A 20087-nucleotide genomic window follows, 5' to 3' on the forward strand; every position below is an offset into this window, starting at 1 on the left:
CTACGCCTCGGTGCTGTCGGCCGACTCGTCGGTCGCGGCGTCTTCGGCGGGTGCTTCGGTCTTGGCAGGAGCCTTCTCGGTCTTGGGGACCAGGACGGGCTTCTTCTTCTCGTCAGCGACGTAGGCCTCTTTCGCGGCCTTGGTCTTGACGGTGCTCACAGCGTTGGCGTCACCCTTGAAGGTGCCCCAGTCGCCGGTGAGCTTGAGGATCGCGGCGACCTGCTCGGTCGGCTGCGCGCCGACGCCGAGCCAGTACTGCGCACGCTCGGAGTCGACCTCGATGAACGAGGGCTCCTCGGTGGGGTGGTACTTGCCGATCTCCTCGATGACACGACCATCGCGCTTGGTGCGCGAGTCGGCGACGACGATGCGGTAGTACGGGGCGCGAATCTTACCGAGACGCTTAAGACGGATCTTGACAGCCACAATTCTCCTGTAGGCATTTATTCGGTGCGAGTTGCTAGCCGTGAGCGTGGGGTGCACACTCGGCTCGAAAGCTCTAAGGGGTCTGACGGTGCTGAATCAGCACCTCGGCCACCTGATTAGAGGGTCGGGCGGCCGCAGACTCGACCTCTCATTGTGTCAGACGCGACGCGATAGGTCGAATCTCCGGGCGCGCCGTGTCGCGGGGTGTCGGCTGAACCCTCGCTTCCGGCTGTCGCGGTGGTCCTAGGACCACCGCGGAGGCCGAAAGCGAGGGTTCGAGCCCCGGGGGCGAGGCGGGAGCGCGGCGGGGCGGGGACGGGCGGGGCGGGGCGGGGCGGGGACGGTCAGGGCGAGACGCGTCGCGACGCCTCGAGGCCCTCGGCCGTGGCCCGCACGGCGTCGACCGAGCGGGCGTCGAGCGCACCGCCGACGAGGTCGAACGGGATGCCGCGGTCGGCGAGGGAGGCGGCCAGCCCGGCGACGGGCTCCTGGCCGGCGCAGACGATCACGACGTCGGCGGGGATGCGCAGGATCGCGCCCTCGGCATCCTCGACCTCGAGTGCGCCGGGCACGATCCTCCGGTAGCCCACCTTCTCGACGAAGTGCACGCCCGCCGAGCGGAGCCGGCCCACGGCGACCCAGCGGGACGAGGGGCCGATGCCGGACCCGAAGCGCCCCGAGCGGCTGACGACGGTGACGTCCGAGCCGGGGCGGACCGGGTGGGGGCGCAGGATGCTCTCGCGCTGAGGCCTCGACGAGGCGAGGACCCCGTCGCGGGGCAGACCGTGCTCGCTCACGAAGGCCTCGGCCCGGACCGACTCGCGGCCCGACTCCACGAGGTACCCGGCGGTGTCGATCCCGATCCCGCCGGAGCCGATGATCGCGACGGTTCCCGCTGGCACCCCCTCCCGGAGCGCGCGCTCGTAGCTGAGGACGTGCGGAAGCTCGATGCCGGGCACGTCGATCTCGCGCGGCTCGACTCCCGTCGCGACCACGACGTGGTCGAAGCCCTCGAGATCGGCGGCCTCGACGCGCCTGCCGGTCGTGATGGAGGCTCCGAGGAGCTCGAGCTCGGCGCGCTGCGACCGGACGGGCGCCGCGTAGTCCTCCTTGCCCGGGATCGCGGCGGCGAGCTCGAACTGGCCGCCGAGCGACTCGCGGGCCTCGAAGACGCTGACGTCGTTGCCACGCCTCGCGAGGTCGACGGCGGCGGCCAGGCCCGCCGGCCCCGCCCCGACGACCGCGACGCGGCGGGAGGAGCGCGACGGCACGAGAGGGAACTCGAGCTCGCGCCCGGCCCTGGGGTTGACGAGGCACGAGACCGGCCGGCCGAAGAGCGACCTGTCGATGCAGGCCTGGTTGCAGCCGATGCAGGTCGTGACGAGGTCGAACCGCCCCGAGGTGCTCTTGGCGACGATCGCAGGATCGGCGAGGAACGGCCGGGCGAGCGCGACAGCGTCGACCGCGCCCCGGGCGAGGACGTCCTCGGCATCACGGAGGTCGGTGAGGCGGTTGCTCGCGATGACGGCGACCTCGGGACGGGAAGTCGCGCGGACGACGCCGGCGATCCGCTCGGCCAGAGGCGCCCAGACGGCGTGAGGGACGGCGGCCTGCACCGTCGGCACGCGCGACTCGTGCCAGCCGACGCCCACGCTGATCCCGTCGACGCCCGCGGCGACCAGCGCCTCCACCAGCGCGTCGACGTCGTCGGGGGTCGACGATCCGGGCATGAGGTCGTCGCCCGAGATCCGGACACTCACCGGGAAGCCGTCCGAGACCGCGTCGCGGACGGCGCCCACGACGGCGAGCGCGAAGCGGCGCCGGCGCGACGCCGATCCGCCCCACTCGTCGTGCCGGAGGTTCGTGATCGGCGAGCAGAACTGGTTGATCAGGTAGCCCTCGGACGCCATGACCTCGACCGCGTCGAACCCGGCGGCCTCGGCAGCGCGGGCGGCGCGCCCGAAGTCGGCTATCGTCCGCAGGATGTCGTCGTGGCTCAGCTCTCGGGGGACGGCTCCCCTCGCGCCGCGCCACGGCACCGGTGACGGGGCGACCGCCTGCTCTGGCACTCCGGAGGCGTCCACGAGGCCGTCCGTGAGGGCGTAGCGGCCCGCGTGGAACAGCTGTGCGGCGATCGCTCCCCCGGCGTCGTGCACCTCGCCGACCGCCCGGCGGACGCGGGCATCCGTCGCAGGATCGCCGAGCACTGCGTAGTCGGCGCCGCCTCGCGCCTCGGAGTTGACGGCCAGGCCGCCCGTGATGACGAGGTCGGCCCCGCCCTCGACGCGCTCGCGGTAGAACTGCGCGAGCGCGGCCCCGCCGTCGTCCACGACCTCGAGCCCGGTGTGCATGCTGCCGACGACGACCCGGTGCGACAGCCGGAGCGAGCCGAGCGCCCAGGGCGTCCGCGTCAGAGCGAGAGCGTCGACCGGCGCCGCCGCGCGGACCGCCGGGTCAGGAGGCGTCGGAGCCACCGAAGACCGCTTCGCGGAGCGGGCTCGTCGTGTCGGCCCAGAAGGGCGGCGCGACGACCGTGAGTCCGCCGTCGACCGAGAGCGTCTGGCCGGTGATGTAGCCGGCCTTCTCGGAGAGCAGGAAGTCGACCGCGTCGGCCACCTCGTCGGCCGTCCCCTTCCGCTGCAGCGGGATCTTCTCGAGGACGCTCTGCATGGGAGCCATGCCGGGCACGGAGTCGTAGAAGTAGTCGAGCGAGTCGGTGTCGATGAGGCCGCCGTTCACGGCGTTCACCGTGATGCCGCGCGGGCCGAACTCCGTGGCCATGAACTTGACGTAGGCCTCGTTGGCCGCCTTCGCCGCACCGAGCGAGGCGTAGGTGGGGAACGCGCGGAGGCTGCCGTAGCTGGTGATGGCGACGATCCTGCCCCCGTCGGGCATGATCTCGGCCGCCGCCTGCGCGCCCAGCACGAAGGAGCGGATGTTGGTCGCGTAGTTGCGGTCGAGGTGGTGGAGCTTCAGCTGCGACACGGGCTTGAAGGCCGAGGCGGCCGCCGACGCGATGAACATGTCGAGCTTGCCGTAGGTCTCGCGGACCGTCGCGAAGACCGCGTCGATCGACTCCGGCTGCTCGACGTCGAGCTGGACGGCGATGCCGTCGGCGCCTGCGGCACGGACCTCGCGAAGAGTCTCGTCGGCCATCTCGGCGTTCTTCTTGTAGGTGACGACGACGTCGACACCCCGGTTCGCGAGCTTCAACGCCAGCACCTTGCCGATGCCGCGAGAGGCACCGGTGATGAGAGCGAGGGGGCGGGCGGTGGTGTCGGGAGCCAAGTGGGGCCTTTCGTCAGGCGGTGACGCGGTGGGAGGAGGAGAGCCGGGGCGCGGCGGATCAGTAGTCGACGGCGCCGGTGACGACGGCGCGACCGACGACGAGCTTCTGGATCTCGTTCGTGCCCTCTTCGAAGCGCTGAGCGCGGGCGTCGCGGTAGACGCGCTCGATCTTGTTGCGCTTCCAGTAGCCCTGACCGCCGTGCACCTGCAGGGCCTTGTCGGTCACCCGGGCGAGCATGTCGACGGCCACCATCTTCGAGGCGCTCGACAGCACGCCGGCGTCGGGGCGGTCTTCCTCGTAGGCGCGAGCCGCCTCGATCACGAGGGCGCGGGCGGCGGCTATGTCGGCGTAGTTCTCGGCGAGGTAGAACTGGATCGCCTGGCGGGTCGAGAGCTTCTTGCCGAAGGTCTCGCGGGTGTTGGCGTACTCGACGGCGAGCTGCTGAGCGCGCTCGGCGAGGCCGACCGCGCTCATCGCGACCGACACCCGGCTCGGCAGCAGGAAGCCGCCGAGGGCGACCTTCAGGCCGTCGCCCTGCTCGCCGAGGAGAGCGGAGGCGGGCACCGGCGTCTCGGTGAAGCGCAGGATCGCGTGGTCGGTGCCGCGGATCCCCATCGTCTCGGAGTCGTCGATCACCTCGGCGCCCGGCAGACCGGTGTTCGGCATCAGGAACGCGACGAACCCGTCGGGGGCCGTCGAGCCCTCGATGCGCGCGGCCAGGAGCCAGTAGTCGCACTTCACGCCGAACGTGATCATGTGCTTCTCGCCGTTGACGTACCAGGTGTCGCCCTCGAGGCGGGCCGTGGTGTGGAGATCCTGCCCCGTCCCGGCAGTCGCCTCGGTGAGGGTGAAGGCCACCAGCTTCGTCCCGGCGATGGAGGGCTTGACGACCTCCTCGAGCTGCTCGGGGGTCGCGAAGGGGACCATCGCGCGCCAGGTGCCGTTGATCACGTGCACCAGCATGCGGACCGACGCGTGCGAGCGGGACACGATCTCCATGAGCTCGAGGTAGCGCGAGAACGGGATGCCGCGGCCGCCGAGCTCCACCGGGGCGGCGAGGCTGAGATATCCGCGGTCGCGGAGCTCGGGGAGGAGGCGGTCGGGGACCTTGCCGGTCGCCTCGATCTCGTCGGCGTAGGCCTCGCCCGGACCCTCGACCCAGGCGGTGAGGTCGGCCTTGATCGCCTGGAACCCGGCCTCGTCGAACTCGGCGGACACGGTGGGGGCGAGCGTGGTGGTCATGATCAGTTCTCCTTGACTGCGGTGGCCGACGCTGCCACGAGCACGGCGGCCCGCTCGCGCAGCACGTTCTTCTGGACCTTGCCCACGACGTTCCGCGGGATCTCGTCGATGAACTCCAGCCGCTCGGGCCAGTAGTACTTCGACACCCCCGCGTCGCCGAGGTACTTCTGCATCGCGGCGAACTCGAGGTGGGCGCCGTCTCTCGCCGGCACGACGAACGCGCAGGCGCGCTCACCGAGACGAGGATCGGGCATGGCAACGATAGCCGCGTCGGACACCATCGGGTGCTGGTAGAGGAGGTTCTCGATCTCGACGACCGGGATCTTCTCGCCGCCGCGGTTGATGACGTCCTTCACCCGCCCGGTGATGTGCAGGAAGCCCTTGTCGTCGATCGTCGCGAGGTCGCCGGTCCGGTACCAGCCGTCGGACGTGAAGACGTCGTCGGTGAGGTCGGGGCGGTCGAGGTACCCGCCGAACATCGTCGGCGAGTTCAGCTCGTAGTTGCCCTCGGTGCCGGGGGCGACCTCGACGCCCTCGTCGTCGACGATCCTGAGCCGGATTCCGGGCAGCGGCTTGCCGTCGCTCCCCCAGGCGTCTTCGGGGGCGTCGCTCGGGGTCGAGAGCGCTCCGAGGCAGGTCTCGGACGTCCCGAAGGCGCCGAGCACGCTCGTCTGCAGGACCGCCGTGGCCTTCTGCGCGAGGGCGCGCGGGACCGCGGCGCCGGTCGCGACGAAGATGCGGAGGCTCTCGGGGACGGGGAGGCCGTGCTCGACCTCCGCCACGAGGTCGGTGAGGAACGGGGTCGCGCACTGCACGAACGAGGCCCTCGACGCCTGGAAGGCCTGGGTGAGCGAGACCTGAGGGTCCCACACCGGCTGGATGACGCTGGCCACGCCGAGACGCCACGACAGGAGCATCCCGTAGAGGAAGCCCGTCTGGTGCGCCAGGGGCGACGGCACGTAGACCCGGTCGTCGGAGGTGAGCCCGAGGTGAGCGACCTCCATCGCGGTCGCGAGGCCGAGGGTGCGGTGCGCGTGCTGCACGCCCTTCGGCTCGCCCGTGGTGCCGGACGTGAACAGGAGCTGGCAGATGTCGTCGGGCGACGGCGCGAGCTGCCGGATCCGCTCGTGATCGGGCGTGACGGCCGCGAGAGCGATGTCGTAGTAGCGCCAGTTCCACTCGGAGGCCTCGACGGCCCGGGCGGCGTCGGCCGGAATCGGTGTCACGTCGCTGTGCGAGGTGACGTCGCCGCGGCTCTCGGAGCGCAGGACGACGACGTGCTCGAGCGACAGCCGCCGCTTCTGCGCGCGCGCCTCGTCGATCACCTCGAGCAGCTCGATCGCGGGACGACGCCTGCGGAACACGTTGGGGAGGAACACGACGCGGGCCTTCGACCTCGACAGGGTCATCGTCGTCTCGCGCGGGCCGAACACGGGCATGATCGGCGTCGCGACGGCCCCGATCTGGACGGTCCCGAGCGTGATCGCCACGAACTCCTTCCAGTTCGGCAGCTGCATCGCGACCGACTCGCCCTTCTGCACGCCGAGCTCGATCAGCAGCTGCGAGACCCGGTCCGCCTCGTCCTGGAGCTCGCGCCAGGTCGTGGTCACCGGCTCGACGCCGCCGACCTCGATCACGGCGGGCTCGTCGGGGTGGGACTCGCTCATCGCGCGGACCCTGTCGCTGAGGACCAGCGGATCGGCGTCGACGCCCTGGAGCTCGAGCGGCTCCGCCTCGAGACCCGCGTCTTCAGACACGTCGTCGCGCTCGAAGTCGACGTTCTCGGCGCTCTCGAGCGACTTCGGGTCTCCCATGTCGAGGTCGAGGCCGATCGACGTCATCGCCTCGAGGAAGGTCGGATAGGAGATCCGGTAGGCGCGCGGGTAGGTGAGGCTGGTGGCGCCCTCGGCCCTGGTGGCCGCGATGGCGAGCGACATGAGGACCCGGTGGTCGTTGAACGACGACAGCGGCGCCCCGTGGAGCGGCCCGCGCGCACCGGTCACGCGGAGCTCGTCGTGCGTCTGCTCGGCCGACCCGCCGAGGTTGTTGAGCTGCAGCATCGCCGAGACGCGGTCGCTCTCCTTCAACCGGATGTGGCCGACGTTCCGGAAGGTCGAGGTGCCCTCGGCGAAGGTCGCCATCGTCGACAGGATCGGCAGCAGGTCGGGGATCGGCTGGCAGTCGATGTCGATCGCGCGGAGGGTGCCGCCGGGGTTAGTGATGCGGACGAACCCGGTCTCGTCGTCGATCGAGAACGGCACGCCCATCGACGTCGCCAGGTCGAGGAACTCGGACTCCGGGTGGTCGGTCTCGTCGGTGCGGAACGTCGACAGCCCGCGGAACAGCACGTCGGACGGGTGGATCGCCGCGGCCGCGATGCCGAAGGCCGCCGAGCCGATGTCGGCGGGGATGACGTAGTCGTGCGGCGTGGCCGTCTGGCCGGCCGGGATGCGGAAGGTCAGCCAGTCGTCGTCGTGCTCGACCACGAGACCCCAGAGACGCATCATCCGGATCGTGAGGTCGACGTAGGGCTGCTCGTTCAGCGTGCCGCCGGTGACGTGGATGACCGTGTCCTCCTCGGCGAAGGGGGCCAGGAGGAGGAGGCCCGAGATCCACTGCGACAGGGTGCCCGCGATGGAGACCTCGCCGCCCCTGGGCCGGACCGGCTGGACGTGGACGGGAGGGCGATCCTGGTCGGCCTCGAGCTGGACGCCCATCTGCTGGAGCGAGTCGAGGAGCGCCTTGATGGGACGCCTCCGGAAGTACTTCATGCCCGTCAGGGTCATCGGCCGGTCGGCGAGCGACGCGAGCCCCACCATGAAGTAGAGCGTGGTGCCCGAGGAGCCCATGTTGAGGAGCCCGTCGGCCCCGCGCGAGCCGTGGTCGACGACGTCGGTCGCCCGGTACGGGCCCCCCTCGACGATGTACGTGTCGTCTCTGATCGTGATCTTCGTGCCGAGGGCGCGGAGGGTGCCGACCGTCCACTCGACCTGACGCGTCGTCGAGACCCCGGTGATCACGCTCCGCCCCGGGGCGAGCGAGGCGAGGACGAGGGCTCGGTGCGCGTGGTACTTCGACACCGGGACGTCGAGGGCGCCTTCGAGATGGGTGGATGTTCCGCGCACGACCAGCTGCATCGTCTCTCTCCTCCTGTTGCCTGCCTCGGGGCACGACATTGTGAGGGCGAAAACCCTACCCAGCGCAGGTCCCGACGATTCACGTTAGCCCACGGGACCTTCCCAGCGAGGGTGTGGGACCGTCTCAGCCTCGTCTCTTGCCATTTCGGTGCAGACCCTGCAAAAATGTCGACCCATCTTCGGAGGATGCCGACTTGCACGGCCTCGCCCGCCCGTCCTCCTGGCAGGATGACCGGCATGGAACCCGCGCAGCCGATCCCGTTCACGCACTCGAAGCGGTCGACCCTCGGGCTCGAGTGGGAGCTCGCCCTCGTCGACCGCTCGAGCGGAGAGCTCGCGCCGCACGCACCCGCGATCCTGCCCGCCCTCCACCACCTGAACCAGGACGGCGACCGGGTGACCAAGGAGCTGCTGACGAACACCGTCGAGGTCGTGACCGGCGTGCACACGCGGGTCGCCGACGCCGTGGCCGACCTCTCGTCGACCATCGACCTCGTGCGCGAGGAGGCCGAGATCCTGGGCGCCGATCTGATGTGCGCCGGGACGCACCCGTTCAGCCAGTGGTTCCAGCAGGAGGTCACGCCCGGCAGCGAGCGCTACGAGACGCTCATCGACCGCACCCGCTGGTGGGGGCGCCAGATGATGATCTGGGGAGTTCACGCCCACGTCGGGATCGACGACCACCGCAAGGTCGTCCCCATCCTGAACGCGCTGCTCACCTACCTGCCGCACTTCCAGGTGCTGACCGCGTCGAGCCCGTTCTGGGTCGGCGAGGCCACCGGCTACGCGTCGAACCGGGCGATGATGTTCCAGCAGCTGCCGACCGCCGGACTGCCGCCGCTGTTCGACAGCTACGCCGAGTACGAGGCGATGGTGCGCGACATGACCCACACCGGGGTCATCGACGACCACTCCGAGCTCCGCTGGGACGTCCGGCCGTCGCCGAAGTGGGGCACCCTCGAGGTCCGCGTCTTCGACGGCATCTCGAGCGTCGCCGAGGTCGGCTCGATGGCGGCCCTCGTGCAGTGCCTCGTCGACGACTTCTCGGAGCGGCTCGACCGCGGCGAGGAGCTTCCCCGCATGCAGCCGTGGTTCGTCCGCGAGAACAAGTGGCGCGCCGCCCGCTACGGCATGGACGCGATCATCATCCAGAACGCCGACGGCGACGAGCGCCTCGTGACGGACGACACGCAGGATCTCCTGACCCGGCTCGAGCCCGCAGCCGACCGTCTCGGCTGCCTCCCCGAGCTCTTCGGGGTGCAGACGATCCTCAGCGGGGGTGCCAGCTACCAGCGGCAGCTCGCCGTGGCCGCCCGCAACGACGGGAGCCTCAAGGCCGTCGTGGCGTCGCTGGTCGCGGAGCTCCGCGACGGCGTGACGACGGTCGCCTAGCGGCCCAGGAACTTCTGCAGGCTCGCCAGCTCCTCCTCGGTGGGAGCTGCCTGCCCCTTGCCGCCGCCGAGGCCGAAGCCTCCGCCGGTCGGAGCCGAGGGGGCCTTCTCGCCCGTCGCGAGACGCGCGTTCTCGGCGGCCCGCTTGGCGGGGTTGCCGGCCTTCGAGCCCTTTTTCTTCGCCGCCTGCTTGCGACCGCCCGCGAAGCCGGCACCCGGTATCGGACCCATGCCCGGCACCTGCGGGACACCACCCTTGGCGACGGTCTTCATCATCTTGGCGGCCTGCTCGAAGCGGTTGACGAGCTGGTTGACGTCGGTGACGGTCATGCCGGAGCCCTTGGCGATCCGGAGGCGGCGGGAGCCGTTGAGGAGCTTCGAGTTGGCGCGCTCGGCCTTGGTCATCGACTGGATGATGGCCTCGGTGCGGACGATCTCGCGCTCGTCGAAGTTGTCGAGCTGCTCGCGCATGCCCTTCGCGCCCGGGAGCATCCCGAGCATGCCCTTGATGGAGCCCATGTTGCGGAGCTGCTGCATCTGCTTCAGGAAGTCGTCGAGGGTGAAGGTGTCGGTCGCGAACTTCTCCGCGATCTTCATCGCCTCTTCTTCGTCGAACGCGCCCTGCGCCTGCTCGATCAGAGTGAGGATGTCGCCGAGGTCGAGGATGCGGCTCGCCATGCGGTCGGGGTGGAAGGGCTCGAAGTCGTCGAGGCTCTCGCCGGTGGAGGCGAACATGATCGGCCGGCCGGTGACCGACGCGACGCTCAGCGCCGCACCACCGCGGGCGTCGCCATCGAGCTTGGTGAGGACGACGCCCGTGAAGTCGACGCCCTCCTGGAAGGCCTTCGCCGTGGCGACCGCATCTTGACCGATCATCGCGTCGATGACGAAGAGGACCTCGTCGGGGTCGACGGCCTTCCGGATGTTCGCGGCCTGCTTCATCATGTCGGCGTCCACGCCGAGACGGCCGGCGGTGTCGACGATGACGGTGTCGTAGAGCTTGTCGGCGGCGAACTTCACGCCGTTCTTCGCGACCTTGACCGGGTCGCCGACGCCGTTGCCGGGCTCCGGCGCGAAGACGGGCACGCCGGCCTGCTCGCCGACGACCTGCAGCTGGGTGACGGCGTTCGGGCGCTGGAGGTCGGAGGCGACGAGGACGGGCGTGTGCCCCTCCTTCTTCAGCCACTTCGCGAGCTTGCCGGCCAGGGTCGTCTTGCCGGCGCCCTGGAGGCCGGCGAGCATGATGACCGTCGGCGGGCGCTTCGAGAACTCGAGGCGGCGCTGCTGACCGCCCAGGATGCCGACGAGCTCCTCGTTGACGATCTGCACGACCTGCTGAGCGGGGTTCAGAGCCTTGTTGACCTCGTCGCCGAGGGCCCGCTCGCGGACGGACGCGGTGAACGCCTTGACGACGTCGAGGGCGACGTCGGCGTCGAGGAGGGCGCGACGGATCTCGCGGACGGTGCCGTCGACGTCGGCCGGGCTGAGCTTGCCCTTGCCGCGGAGGTTCTTGAGTGTTTCCGCGAGGCGGTCGGAGAGAGACGCAAAAGTGGCCATGGTCCGACCATCTTAACCGCTCGCCCCTGCGTGGTCAGACGCCGCCGGGCGGTCAGCCGATGAGGTTCTGCACGAACACGTGCGGGGTGAAACCGGTCAGGTCGCCGATCCGCTCCCCCTGGCCGACCAGCTTGATCGGGATGCCGGTCTGCTCCTGCACGGCGAGGACGAAGCCGCCGCGCGCCGACCCGTCGAGCTTCGTCAGCACCAGGCCGGTGACGCCGGCGTGCTCGATGAAGGCCTGCGCCTGCGCGAGTCCGTTCTGCCCCGTCGTCGCGTCGAGCACCAGCAGGACCTCGGCGATCTCGGTCTGCTTCTCGACGACGCGCTTGATCTTGCCGAGCTCGTCCATCAGCCCGGCCTTGGTCTGGAGGCGACCGGCCGTGTCGATGATGACGATCTCGATGCCCTCGCGCATGGCCTTCTCGACGGTCTGGAAGGCGACGGACGCAGGATCCTGCCCCTGCTGCTGGGGCTTCACGATCTGCACGCCCGCGCGCTCGGCCCAGGTGCCGAGCTGCTCGACGGCGGCCGCACGGAAGGTGTCGGCTGCCCCGACGACGACCGACCGGTCGAAGTTGCGGAGGAACTTGGCGAACTTGCCGATCGTGGTGGTCTTGCCGACGCCGTTCACGCCGACGACGAGCACGACGGCGGGCCGGTTGCTCAGCTTCAGCGTCGAGTCGAGCTTCGACAGGCGCTCCTCCAGCGTCTCGCGCAGCATGCGCTTGAGGTCGGCGGGGTCGGTCGTGTTGTAGCGCTGGACCTTCTCGCGGAGGTCGTCGGTGATCTGCTCGGTGACGTCCGGCCCGAAGTCGGCCCCGATCAGGGCCGTCTCGAGGTCGTCCCACGTCGTGTCGTCGATGGTCTTCCGACCGAACATGCCGCGGAGTGCGCCCGAGAGGGACCAGGGATTTGCCATGCCTGCAACTTTAGCCGGGAGCTTGCCACCCGCGATCGAGGGTCTGTACCGTGGAGATCGTTGAAGGGGAGTATTCCCAACGCGGCGGTGTCGTCAATACGGCTCAGAAAGATCTGGGCCCGTACCGTCGGTCCTGAGATTCGTCTCGGGGCGTTAGAGACCTTCAGTACATAGCGCTGCCTGGAACCCGTGAGACGGTCAATGCAGCAGTACTGAAATGAGTCCTTCCATGGAAACCTCTCTGCTCGTCTGGGTGATCACGATCGCCGGCATCCTCGGCCTTCTGATCTTCGACTTCTACAGTCACGTGCGGACGCCGCACGAACCGACGATCCGCGAATCGGCGACCTGGTCGATCGTCTACATCGCGATCGCCATCCTCTTCGGTGTCGGAGTCGGCGTCTTCTCCGGGTGGGTGCCCGGCGGCGAGTACTTCGCCGGCTACATCACCGAGAAGGCGCTCAGCGTCGACAACCTGTTCGTCTTCCTGATCATCATGACGAGCTTCGCGGTCCCTCGGATGTACCAGCAGAAGGTGCTCCTGGTCGGCATCGCCATCGCCCTGCTCTCGCGCGGCCTCTTCATCGCGCTGGGCGTGACGATCATCGAGAACTTCTCCTGGGTCTTCTACCTGTTCGGCATCCTGCTGTTCTGGCTCGCCTACAGCCAGGTCAAGTCGTCGCACGGCGAAGAGAAGGACGAGGCCGACAGCCGCCTCATCCGCACGCTCCGCCGCATCGTCCCGACCTCCGACGACTACGTCGAAGACCGCCTCACCACCCGCGTCAACGGCAAGCGCCTCTTCACGCCGCTGTTCCTGGTCATGCTCGCGATCGGCCTCACCGACGTGCTCTTCGCCCTCGACTCGATCCCGGCGATCTTCGGCCTCACGCAAGACCCGTACATCGTCTTCACCGCCAACGCGTTCTCGCTCCTCGGCCTCCGCCAGCTGTACTTCCTGATCTCGGGTCTCCTCGAGCGCCTGGTGTACCTCGCTCAGGGCCTCGCCGTGATCCTGGCGTTCATCGGAGTAAAACTCGTCTTCCACGCGTTGCACGTGAACGAAGTACCCTTTATCAATGGTGGTCGGTCCATCGACTGGATCCCGGAGATCCCCATCTGGTTCTCTCTCGGGTTCATCGTCCTCACGATCCTCGTCGCCACCGTGCTCAGTCTCCGCAAATCCGGTCAAGACGCGAAGCGCGACGAGCTCGCCGCGTCGTAGAACCGCGGCGCGTGCGCCGGCCCCACATCCACAGACGGATCCGAGGGCCTGGCGGCTCTCCTCCCCCGCGCCCTCGGGCCCGGGTCACCGACACGAAACACGGAGAACATGCGCCTCGAACTGATCCGACACGGACAGACCGACTGGAACCTCAACGACCAGCTCCAGGGGTCGTCCGACATCCCGCTCAACGAGACGGGCCGCGAGCAGGCGCACCAGGCTGCGCAGCTGCTCGCGCCCTACCGCTGGAGCGCCATCGTCTCGTCGCCGCTCATGCGGGCGCGCGAGACGGCCCAGATCATCGCCGACCAGCTCGGCATCGAGCTCGGTGCCGCCTACCCGGAGCTCATCGAGCGCGACTACGCGTCGCGCGAGGGCACCGTGTCGACGACGAGGATCCCCGACGAGCCGGACGCCGAGTACCCCGACATCGAGCCCCGCGACTCCGTCGCCGCCCGCGGCATGGCCGCCCTGGAGGACATCCGCGACACGCGGCTCCCCCTGGACGGCGACGACGCGAACATCGTCGTCGTCTGCCACGGCACGATCATCCGCTTCCTGCTCTCGGCCCTCATCGGGCGCGAGGTCGGGCACATCGACAACGCGGCGGCCAACACGATCGAGTGGGCGGACGGCCAGTGGCGCGTGCTGACGATCAACAACGAGCCGGTGGCCGAGGCCGCGTAGGTCGCTGCTGGTCGGGCTCGTCTCGCCGAGATCGCAGTTGGACAGGCTCGGGCGCTCGCTCGGGCTGTCGAACTGCGATCTCGGCGGTGCTCTGCGGTGGGGCGCGCTGCGTGAGATCGCAGTAGACGTCGCCCGCGGGTGGCTCGAGGCGACGCCTACTGCGATCTCGGCGGGAGAGCGACGTCAGACGCGCGTGTGCGACGCAGGCGGCGGCCACGCCGCCTCGGCCGGGGACTCGGGGCCCTCGGACGACCCGGGCACGCGAGTAGGCGGCGGCGCGAGACCCGGCGCGCTCGGCGCGGAACCGGGCGCGGCATCGTGTGCCCGCGGGTCTGGCCACGCGCGGAGGGGCGGCGCCGAGGCGGGCCCCGACGGCGGCAGGACGGGTCGCCCGGACGGCGGCGCGAACGCCGTGAGCACGTGCGCGGGCGGGGCGGCGGCGAGCCCGGCAGCGGGAGGCACGGCCGCCGGAGCACCGACGGGCGGCGGCGCGAGCCACCAGAGCACCCGCGTGTGGAACCGGTAGCGCGCCCGCCGTGCGACCTTGATCCAGATGAGGCCGGTCGCCGTGATCACGCCTGGATACACGATCAGGACCACGAGCGGCGCCAGCGCGACCTGCAGCGGACCCTTGACGAGCTGGAGGACGCCCGCCGAGCCGTCCCAGATGCCGTGGGCGAGGGCGACGCCGAGGTAGGCCAGGACCACCCGCCAGGTGATCCTGAACCGGCCCCCGCGCGTGGCGGAGAAGAGCGCGGCAGCGAGCAGGGCCGTGTAGATCGGGTGGAGCAGCGGGGTCAGGATCGCCCGCGTCGGGGTCAGGACGAGCGCCGCCATCAGGTGCGTCAGGTGCAGCTGCGCCGGCGGGTTCTCGTAGAAGTTGACGGCGTAGGCGAGGTCTTCGAGGGCCGCGAAGCCGAGACCGACCGCCCCGCCGAGGAACAGCCCGTTCCGCATGCTCTTGTCGGCGAGCTTCCGGGAGACGAGGACGACCGCGAGGATCTTGGCGAGCTCCTCGGAGATGCCGGCGAGGCACAGGACGACGAGGCTGGGCGTCGATCCTGCGCCGGGAGCGGCTTTCGAGAGGAGCGAGTCGAACGTCGACCCGACGGTGACCGAGACGAGACCGCCGAGACCGAACGCGATCAGGAGCCGCGAGAGGCCCAGGGTGTCTCGCGGGCCGATCCGGTAGGCCATCGTGTAGATGAAGGCACCGGCGACGGTGACCGAGCCGACGAGCAGGCCGACGGTGACCGCGGCGCCGTTGTGCAGGAGGAGCCCGCCGACGAGCAGCAGGAACAGGAAGAAGAACACTCCTGCGGCCGAGATCCAGAGGCCGCCGAAGCGCCCGAGCCACTTGCGGGCGGGGCGCTCCCACGCCAGCCAGATCGGCGGGGGCCAGTTCGCGCGCATTCGGCCAGGCTACCTTCGGCCCCTGTCAGCCGCCCGTCCCCCTTCGGGGCTGCGGGCCGGGACGAGCACACTCGAGCAGGCCAGTCATGCGCAGGATCAGGCGGTCGGCTGCTCCGCCTTCGTCACGACGCGCTGCCCGACCACGGCCGACACGCCGTCCTGCCGCATCGAGACACCGTAGAGGGCGTCGGCGATCTCCATCGTGCGCTTCTGGTGGGTGATGACGATGAGCTGCGAGGACTCGCGCAGGTCTTGGAAGATCGTCAGGAGCCGCCCGAGGTTGGCGTCGTCGAGGGCAGCCTCGACCTCGTCCATGATGTAGAAGGGCGAGGGCCGCGCCTTGAAGATCGCGATCAGCAGCGCCACGGCGGCCAGCGACCTCTCGCCTCCCGAGAGCAGCGAGAGCCGCTCGATCTTCTTGCCGGCCGGCTTCACGGTCACCTCGATCCCCGTCTCGAGGAGGTTCTCCGGGTCGGTGAGGTGGATGCTGCCCGAGCCGCCGGGGAACAGGACGGGGAACACCTGGTTGAAGGCGTCGCGCGTGTCGTCGAAGGCTCCCTTGAAGATGGTCTGCATCTTCTCGTCGATCTCCTCGATGATCGTGAGGAGGTCTTTGCGGGTGGAGGTCAGGTCGGTCAGCTGGTCGGTCAGGAACTTGTGGCGCTGCTCGAGGGCGGAGAACTCCTCGAGGGCCAGGGGATTCACCCGTCCGAGCTGCGCGAGCGTCCGCTCGGCCCCCGCCAGGCGCTTCTTCTGCTCCTCGCGGTCGAACGGCCTCGGGTCGTCGTCTTCGGTCGCGCCCGGGATCGGGACCTCAGGCCCGTACTCGTCGACCAGGACGCTCTCGACCAGGCCGAGCTCCGATCCTGCGCGTTCCAGGAGGCTCGACAGGTGCAGCTTCTTCTCGTAGATCTCCATCTCGAGACCGTGGACGCTCTCGGTGACAGCGTGGAGCCGCTCGCGGAGCTGCCGCTCCTCGCGGCGGAGGGCGGCGAGCTCCTCGTTCTGCTGCGACCGCTCGCCCTCGCGCTGCGCGAGGACCGCCCGTGCCTCGGCGACGGATCTGTCGACGGCGTCGAGGACCGCGGGCAGCGCCTCGAGGACCCGCGAGGTCGCCGCCATCTGCCGCTGCCGGAGGACCGTCTGCCGAGCGTGCTCCTCGGCGGCTGCCCGCTGCTCCTCGAGGCGGCGCTGCAGGTCTAGGGCCCTTCCGACCTCCGCTCGGACCCGCTCGCGAATCGTCTCGAGCTGGATGCGCTTCTCGATCTCGACTCCGCGGGCGTTCTCGACCTCGGCCAGGACGCCGTCGCGCGCGGAGACGTCGAGAATGGGCCTCGGTCTCGACCCGTACTCCTCGTGCGCGGCGACGGCCTGCGCCACGACGCGCTCGGCCTGGTGGACGGTCTCGGCGGAGGCCGCGAGGGAGGCTCCGAGGCGCTCGGCCTCGGCCTCGGCGGCTTCGAGCTGGGCGCGGAGGCGTCCGGCGCGCTGCCCGTGGGCGGCGAGGCGCGCCTCATGCTCTCGGGCGGCGGTGGCGGCCTCCTTCGCCGTGGTCCGCGCCTCGGACAGGTTCTGGCGGGCCGTGTCGAGCTCCGCCGAGACACGCTCGATCTGGACGCTGACGCCGGTGAGGGACTCGGCCGCCGAGTCGCGGTCGGCGATGAGCTCGAGCCGCGACCTGCCGCCCGTCGAGCCGCCGCGCACCGAGAAGTCGGTCACGACCTCGCCGGAGCGCGTGATCGCGGTCAGTCCGCCCGACGAGCTCTCGACGACTCTGCGGGCGAGGGCGAGGTCGTCGGTGATGACGGTGTCGGCGAGGAATCCCAGGATCCCGTCGGGTGCCGTGACCACGCTCCTCGCCGCGACCGCTCCGGCGGGCAGCTCCGCCGGCGTTGGGCCGACGGGGTTCCGCGGCGACGCCGCGACCACCTCGACGCGGCCCAGCTCTTCGGACGTGACGTGCGCGACGGCGTCGAAGGCGGCGTCGACACCGTCGGCCAGGACCGCGTCGGCCAGCGATCCGAGGGCCGCCGCGACAGCGACCTCGTAGCCGGGCTCGACCTGCACGTGCTCGGCCACCAGGCCGCGGACGCCGTCGAGACCCGCCGCGACCAGAGCGCTCGACGCGTCGTTCTGGTCGAGGGCGAGGGAGAGCGCACCGGCGCGAGCGGCCAGGGAGTCGCGCTCGCGCTCCAGCGCGTGCAGGCGGTCGCGGAGGGTGTCGACCGAGCTCTGGGCCGTCACGACGCGCTCCTCGGCACCTTGCTGTGCCCCGGCATGATCGATCTGCCCGTCGACCTCGGCGTCGGGAGCCTCGCGCTCGAGGCTGGCGAACTCGGCCCGGCTCGTCTCGCGTCGGGCGACGGCCGCCTCGAGGGCGTTCGTCTGCCTCAGCTGCTCGCCCCTGACGGCCGCGAGCTTCGAGCGGGCGACCTCCACGGCGCTCGCCAGCCGCGCCATCTCGAGGTCGTGCTCGCTCACGAGCGCGCTCTGAGCGGAGATCTCCTCGTCGAGGGAGTCGAGGGAGGCCCGCGTGGTGGCGACCTCGGCGGCGGCCTGCGCGACCGCGAGCTCGGCGTCGGCGACGCCCTCCTGCAGCCGCTCGGCCTCGTCCCGAGCGTCGGCGACCATGCCCGCGGTGACGCTGGTCGTCACGCCGGGCGAGTCGGCCTGCTGGGCCAGGAGCGTGAGCTTCTGGTTCGCGAGGCTCGACAGGCTCCGGAGCCGCTCCTGGACGGACTCGAGCCCGAAGGTCACCCGGCGGGCGTCGTCGACGGCGTCGCCGACCATCGCCTGCTCGAGCCGCTGCTCCCGCAGCTTGTTCTGGTCGAACTGCTCCTGCAGCACGATCCGCTCGCTCTTGCGCTCGTTCTCGCTCCGCGACTGGTCGGTCAGGACCGTCCGGAGGCCGACGACCTCGTCGGCCAGCAGCCGCGCTCTCGCGTCGCGGACGACGGCGGCGATGCCCTGGGCCTCGCGAGCGATCTCGGCCTGCCGCCCCAGCGGCTTCAGCTGCCGCCGGATCTCGCCGGCGAGGTCGCTCAGGCGGGTCAGATTGGTCTGCATCGCATCGAGCTTGCGGAGCGTCTTCTCTTTGCGCCGCCGGTGCTTGAGGATGCCGGCGGCCTCCTCGATGAACCCGCGTCGCTCCTCCGGGGTGGCGCGGAGCACGGCGTCGAGCTGCCCCTGCCCGACGATGACGTGCATCTCGCGGCCGAGGCCCGAGTCGCTGAGGAGCTCCTGCACGTCGAGCAGCCGGCAGTTGTCGCCGTTGATCGCGTACTCGCTGCCGCCGTTCCGGAAGAGGGTGCGGCTGATCGTGACCTCGGTGTAGTCGATCGGCAGCGCGCCGTCGGAGTTGTCGATGGTCAGGATCACCTGCGCCCGGCCGAGCGGGCCACGAGTCGAGGTCCCGGCGAAGATGACGTCCTCCATCTTGCCGCCGCGGAGCGTCTTGACGCCCTGCTCTCCCATCACCCAGGCGAGCGCGTCGACGACGTTGCTCTTCCCGGAGCCGTTGGGCCCGACGACGCAGGTGACACCGGTCTCGAAGGCGAAGGTGGTCGGCTGCGCGAACGACTTGAAGCCCTTGAGGGTGAGGCTCTTGAGGTACACGGCCTCGGCCTCCCTCGCGGTCGCGCCGCGGCCCTGCGCCGCGTCACGCCCAGGATACCGGCGTGTCGCGCGTCGGCCGCGCGCCGCGCTGCGGGTCCCTCGCGCCGCATCGGCGCCGTAGGACGGCAGCCGCACCCCGCCGCGGCGCGGCGTCACGGCCGACCCGCGACGCCTGAGCGACGAACGCCCGCGGCGAGGAGGCGGGCCGCCAGGACGTCGGGCCGCCTGGACGTCGCGTAGTCCCACCGCACGACTCGCCTCACGCGCGGGTGCAGCTCGAGGCGCGCCTGCCGGCGCTTCTCCTCGCGGATGACGTCGACCGCCGCCCGGCCGCGGAGGAACCGCTCGTCGGAGTACTTCCAGTCGCCGTCGAACTCCCCCACGACGCCGGATGCCGACCACCAGAAGTCCACCCTGCCGATCAGACCGGCATCGTCGGAGAACTCCTCCTGGAGGGCCGGTGCCGCGAGACCGCCCACGGCGATCGACATGCGGCTGAACGACTCTCCGGGCGACTCCCCGTCGGGCGAGGCGAACTCGACGGCCGCCTCCGCGGCGCGGAAGCGCTTCGCCCCCTCTCGCTCTCTGACCAGCGCGACGAGCGTGTCTGTCGTGAAGAGTCCCGCGTGGAGCCCGTGGTCGATCAGGAGGACGCCCGTCTCGAAGCCGTCGGCGAGGGCGAGGTCGACGGCGGTGCGCGCGGGTCTCGTGATCCTGCGCCCCTCCCAGCTGGTCGTGTCGGCGGCCGGAAGCGGCCCCGCCCGGCGGAGGAGCGTCGCGGACGAGTTGGTGCGGGATCTCGCCGCGTCGACGACCTCCAGCCGGTCAGGCCACCGCTCCCGGACCGGGAAGCCCCAGACGGCCGCGGCGGACCAGTGCGAGGCGACGACGCCGGGAGGCAGGTCGAGGAGCTGCGCGTGGCAGCGGGCGACGTACTGCTCCCGCTCCGACAGAGCCTCCCAGTGGTCTCGATCGGTGTAGGTGCCAGGGACGAGGCGGACGAGGCTGCCCCGCTCGGCTCGACGACGGAGGGCGCGGTCGCCGGCGCCGAGCCGCACGACGTCGCGGGTGCGGAGGGGTGCGGGTGCCGGGGAGGAGAGGGAGGGAGTCGAGGCGGAGGCGGCGTTCATCCGGTCAGTGTGGGGGCCCGCCGGCTCCGTCGGGCGGTGAGCGGCGCCTCCTG

At 70.6% G+C, this 20087-nt stretch carries 13 protein-coding genes; 3 read left to right on the forward strand and 10 right to left on the reverse strand.

What is annotated here, in order from left to right; all coding sequences use genetic code 11:
* The 5 genes from rpsP to aroA all read right to left on the reverse strand — a co-directional run bounded on the left by rpsP (position 1) and on the right by aroA (position 8094).
* A complete protein-coding gene (rpsP, locus tag ABD733_RS04130) occupies positions 1 to 426 on the reverse strand; it encodes a 30S ribosomal protein S16 (protein ID WP_344793758.1) in 426 nt (141 codons plus the stop codon).
* Between the two features lie 344 nt (positions 427 to 770).
* Positions 771 to 2900 (reverse strand): FAD-dependent oxidoreductase, encoded by a 2130-nt coding sequence (locus ABD733_RS04135; protein ID WP_344793759.1) that lies wholly within the window; start codon positions 2898 to 2900, stop codon positions 771 to 773.
* Positions 2881 to 3714, reverse strand: coding sequence for an SDR family oxidoreductase (locus ABD733_RS04140; RefSeq protein WP_344793760.1), 834 nt, complete (start codon positions 3712 to 3714; stop codon positions 2881 to 2883). Before ABD733_RS04140 ends, ABD733_RS04135 begins: the two co-directional genes overlap by 20 nt.
* A 58-nt stretch (positions 3715 to 3772) precedes the next feature.
* Positions 3773 to 4957: an acyl-CoA dehydrogenase family protein gene (locus ABD733_RS04145; RefSeq protein WP_344793761.1), complete on the reverse strand. Its 1185-nt coding sequence runs from the start codon at positions 4955 to 4957 to the stop codon at positions 3773 to 3775.
* Positions 4958 to 4959: 2 nt separating this feature from the next.
* Complete coding sequence (aroA, locus tag ABD733_RS04150) at positions 4960 to 8094, reverse strand: 3-phosphoshikimate 1-carboxyvinyltransferase (RefSeq protein WP_344793762.1); 3135 nt, start codon at positions 8092 to 8094, stop codon at positions 4960 to 4962.
* 237 nt (positions 8095 to 8331) lie between these two features.
* Between aroA and ABD733_RS04155 the strand changes: the two genes are divergently transcribed.
* The gene (locus ABD733_RS04155) at positions 8332 to 9486 is read left to right on the forward strand and encodes a glutamate--cysteine ligase (protein ID WP_344793763.1); all 1155 of its coding nucleotides are present in this window, start codon (positions 8332 to 8334) and stop codon (positions 9484 to 9486) included.
* On the opposite strand, the gene ffh is transcribed toward ABD733_RS04155, so the two are convergent.
* Both ffh and ftsY read right to left on the reverse strand, forming a co-directional pair.
* Complete coding sequence (gene ffh, locus ABD733_RS04160; protein WP_344793764.1) at positions 9483 to 11042, reverse strand: signal recognition particle protein; 1560 nt, start codon at positions 11040 to 11042, stop codon at positions 9483 to 9485. The two genes, ABD733_RS04155 and ffh, sit on opposite strands and share 4 nt — an antisense overlap.
* A 52-nt stretch (positions 11043 to 11094) precedes the next feature.
* Positions 11095 to 11964, reverse strand: coding sequence for a signal recognition particle-docking protein FtsY (gene ftsY, locus ABD733_RS04165; protein WP_344793765.1), 870 nt, complete (start codon positions 11962 to 11964; stop codon positions 11095 to 11097).
* A gap of 229 nt (positions 11965 to 12193) precedes the next feature.
* Here ftsY and ABD733_RS04170 point away from each other — a divergent pair, with 229 nt between their 5' ends.
* Together ABD733_RS04170 and ABD733_RS04175 are read left to right on the forward strand one after the other, a co-directional pair.
* Positions 12194 to 13189, forward strand: coding sequence for a TerC family protein (locus ABD733_RS04170; RefSeq protein WP_344793766.1), 996 nt, complete (start codon positions 12194 to 12196; stop codon positions 13187 to 13189).
* A 108-nt stretch (positions 13190 to 13297) separates the two neighbouring features.
* Positions 13298 to 13876: a histidine phosphatase family protein gene (locus ABD733_RS04175; RefSeq protein ID WP_344793767.1), complete on the forward strand. Its 579-nt coding sequence runs from the start codon at positions 13298 to 13300 to the stop codon at positions 13874 to 13876.
* A gap of 183 nt (positions 13877 to 14059) precedes the next feature.
* Here ABD733_RS04175 and ABD733_RS04180 read toward each other — a convergent pair whose 3' ends face one another.
* The 3 genes from ABD733_RS04180 to ABD733_RS04190 all read right to left on the reverse strand — a co-directional run bounded on the left by ABD733_RS04180 (position 14060) and on the right by ABD733_RS04190 (position 20034).
* Positions 14060 to 15289, reverse strand: coding sequence for a PrsW family intramembrane metalloprotease (locus ABD733_RS04180; protein WP_344793768.1), 1230 nt, complete (start codon positions 15287 to 15289; stop codon positions 14060 to 14062).
* A gap of 96 nt (positions 15290 to 15385) precedes the next feature.
* A complete protein-coding gene (gene smc, locus ABD733_RS04185) occupies positions 15386 to 18904 on the reverse strand; it encodes a chromosome segregation protein SMC (RefSeq protein WP_344795999.1) in 3519 nt (1172 codons plus the stop codon).
* Positions 18905 to 19056: 152 nt separating this feature from the next.
* On the reverse strand, positions 19057 to 20034 hold the full coding sequence (locus ABD733_RS04190; RefSeq protein WP_344793769.1) for a type IV toxin-antitoxin system AbiEi family antitoxin domain-containing protein: 978 nt from the start codon (positions 20032 to 20034) through the stop codon (positions 19057 to 19059).
* Positions 20035 to 20087: the final 53 nt, after the last annotated feature.

The organism is Frondihabitans peucedani (assembly GCF_039537585.1).
GTDB classification, from domain to species: domain Bacteria; phylum Actinomycetota; class Actinomycetes; order Actinomycetales; family Microbacteriaceae; genus Frondihabitans; species Frondihabitans peucedani.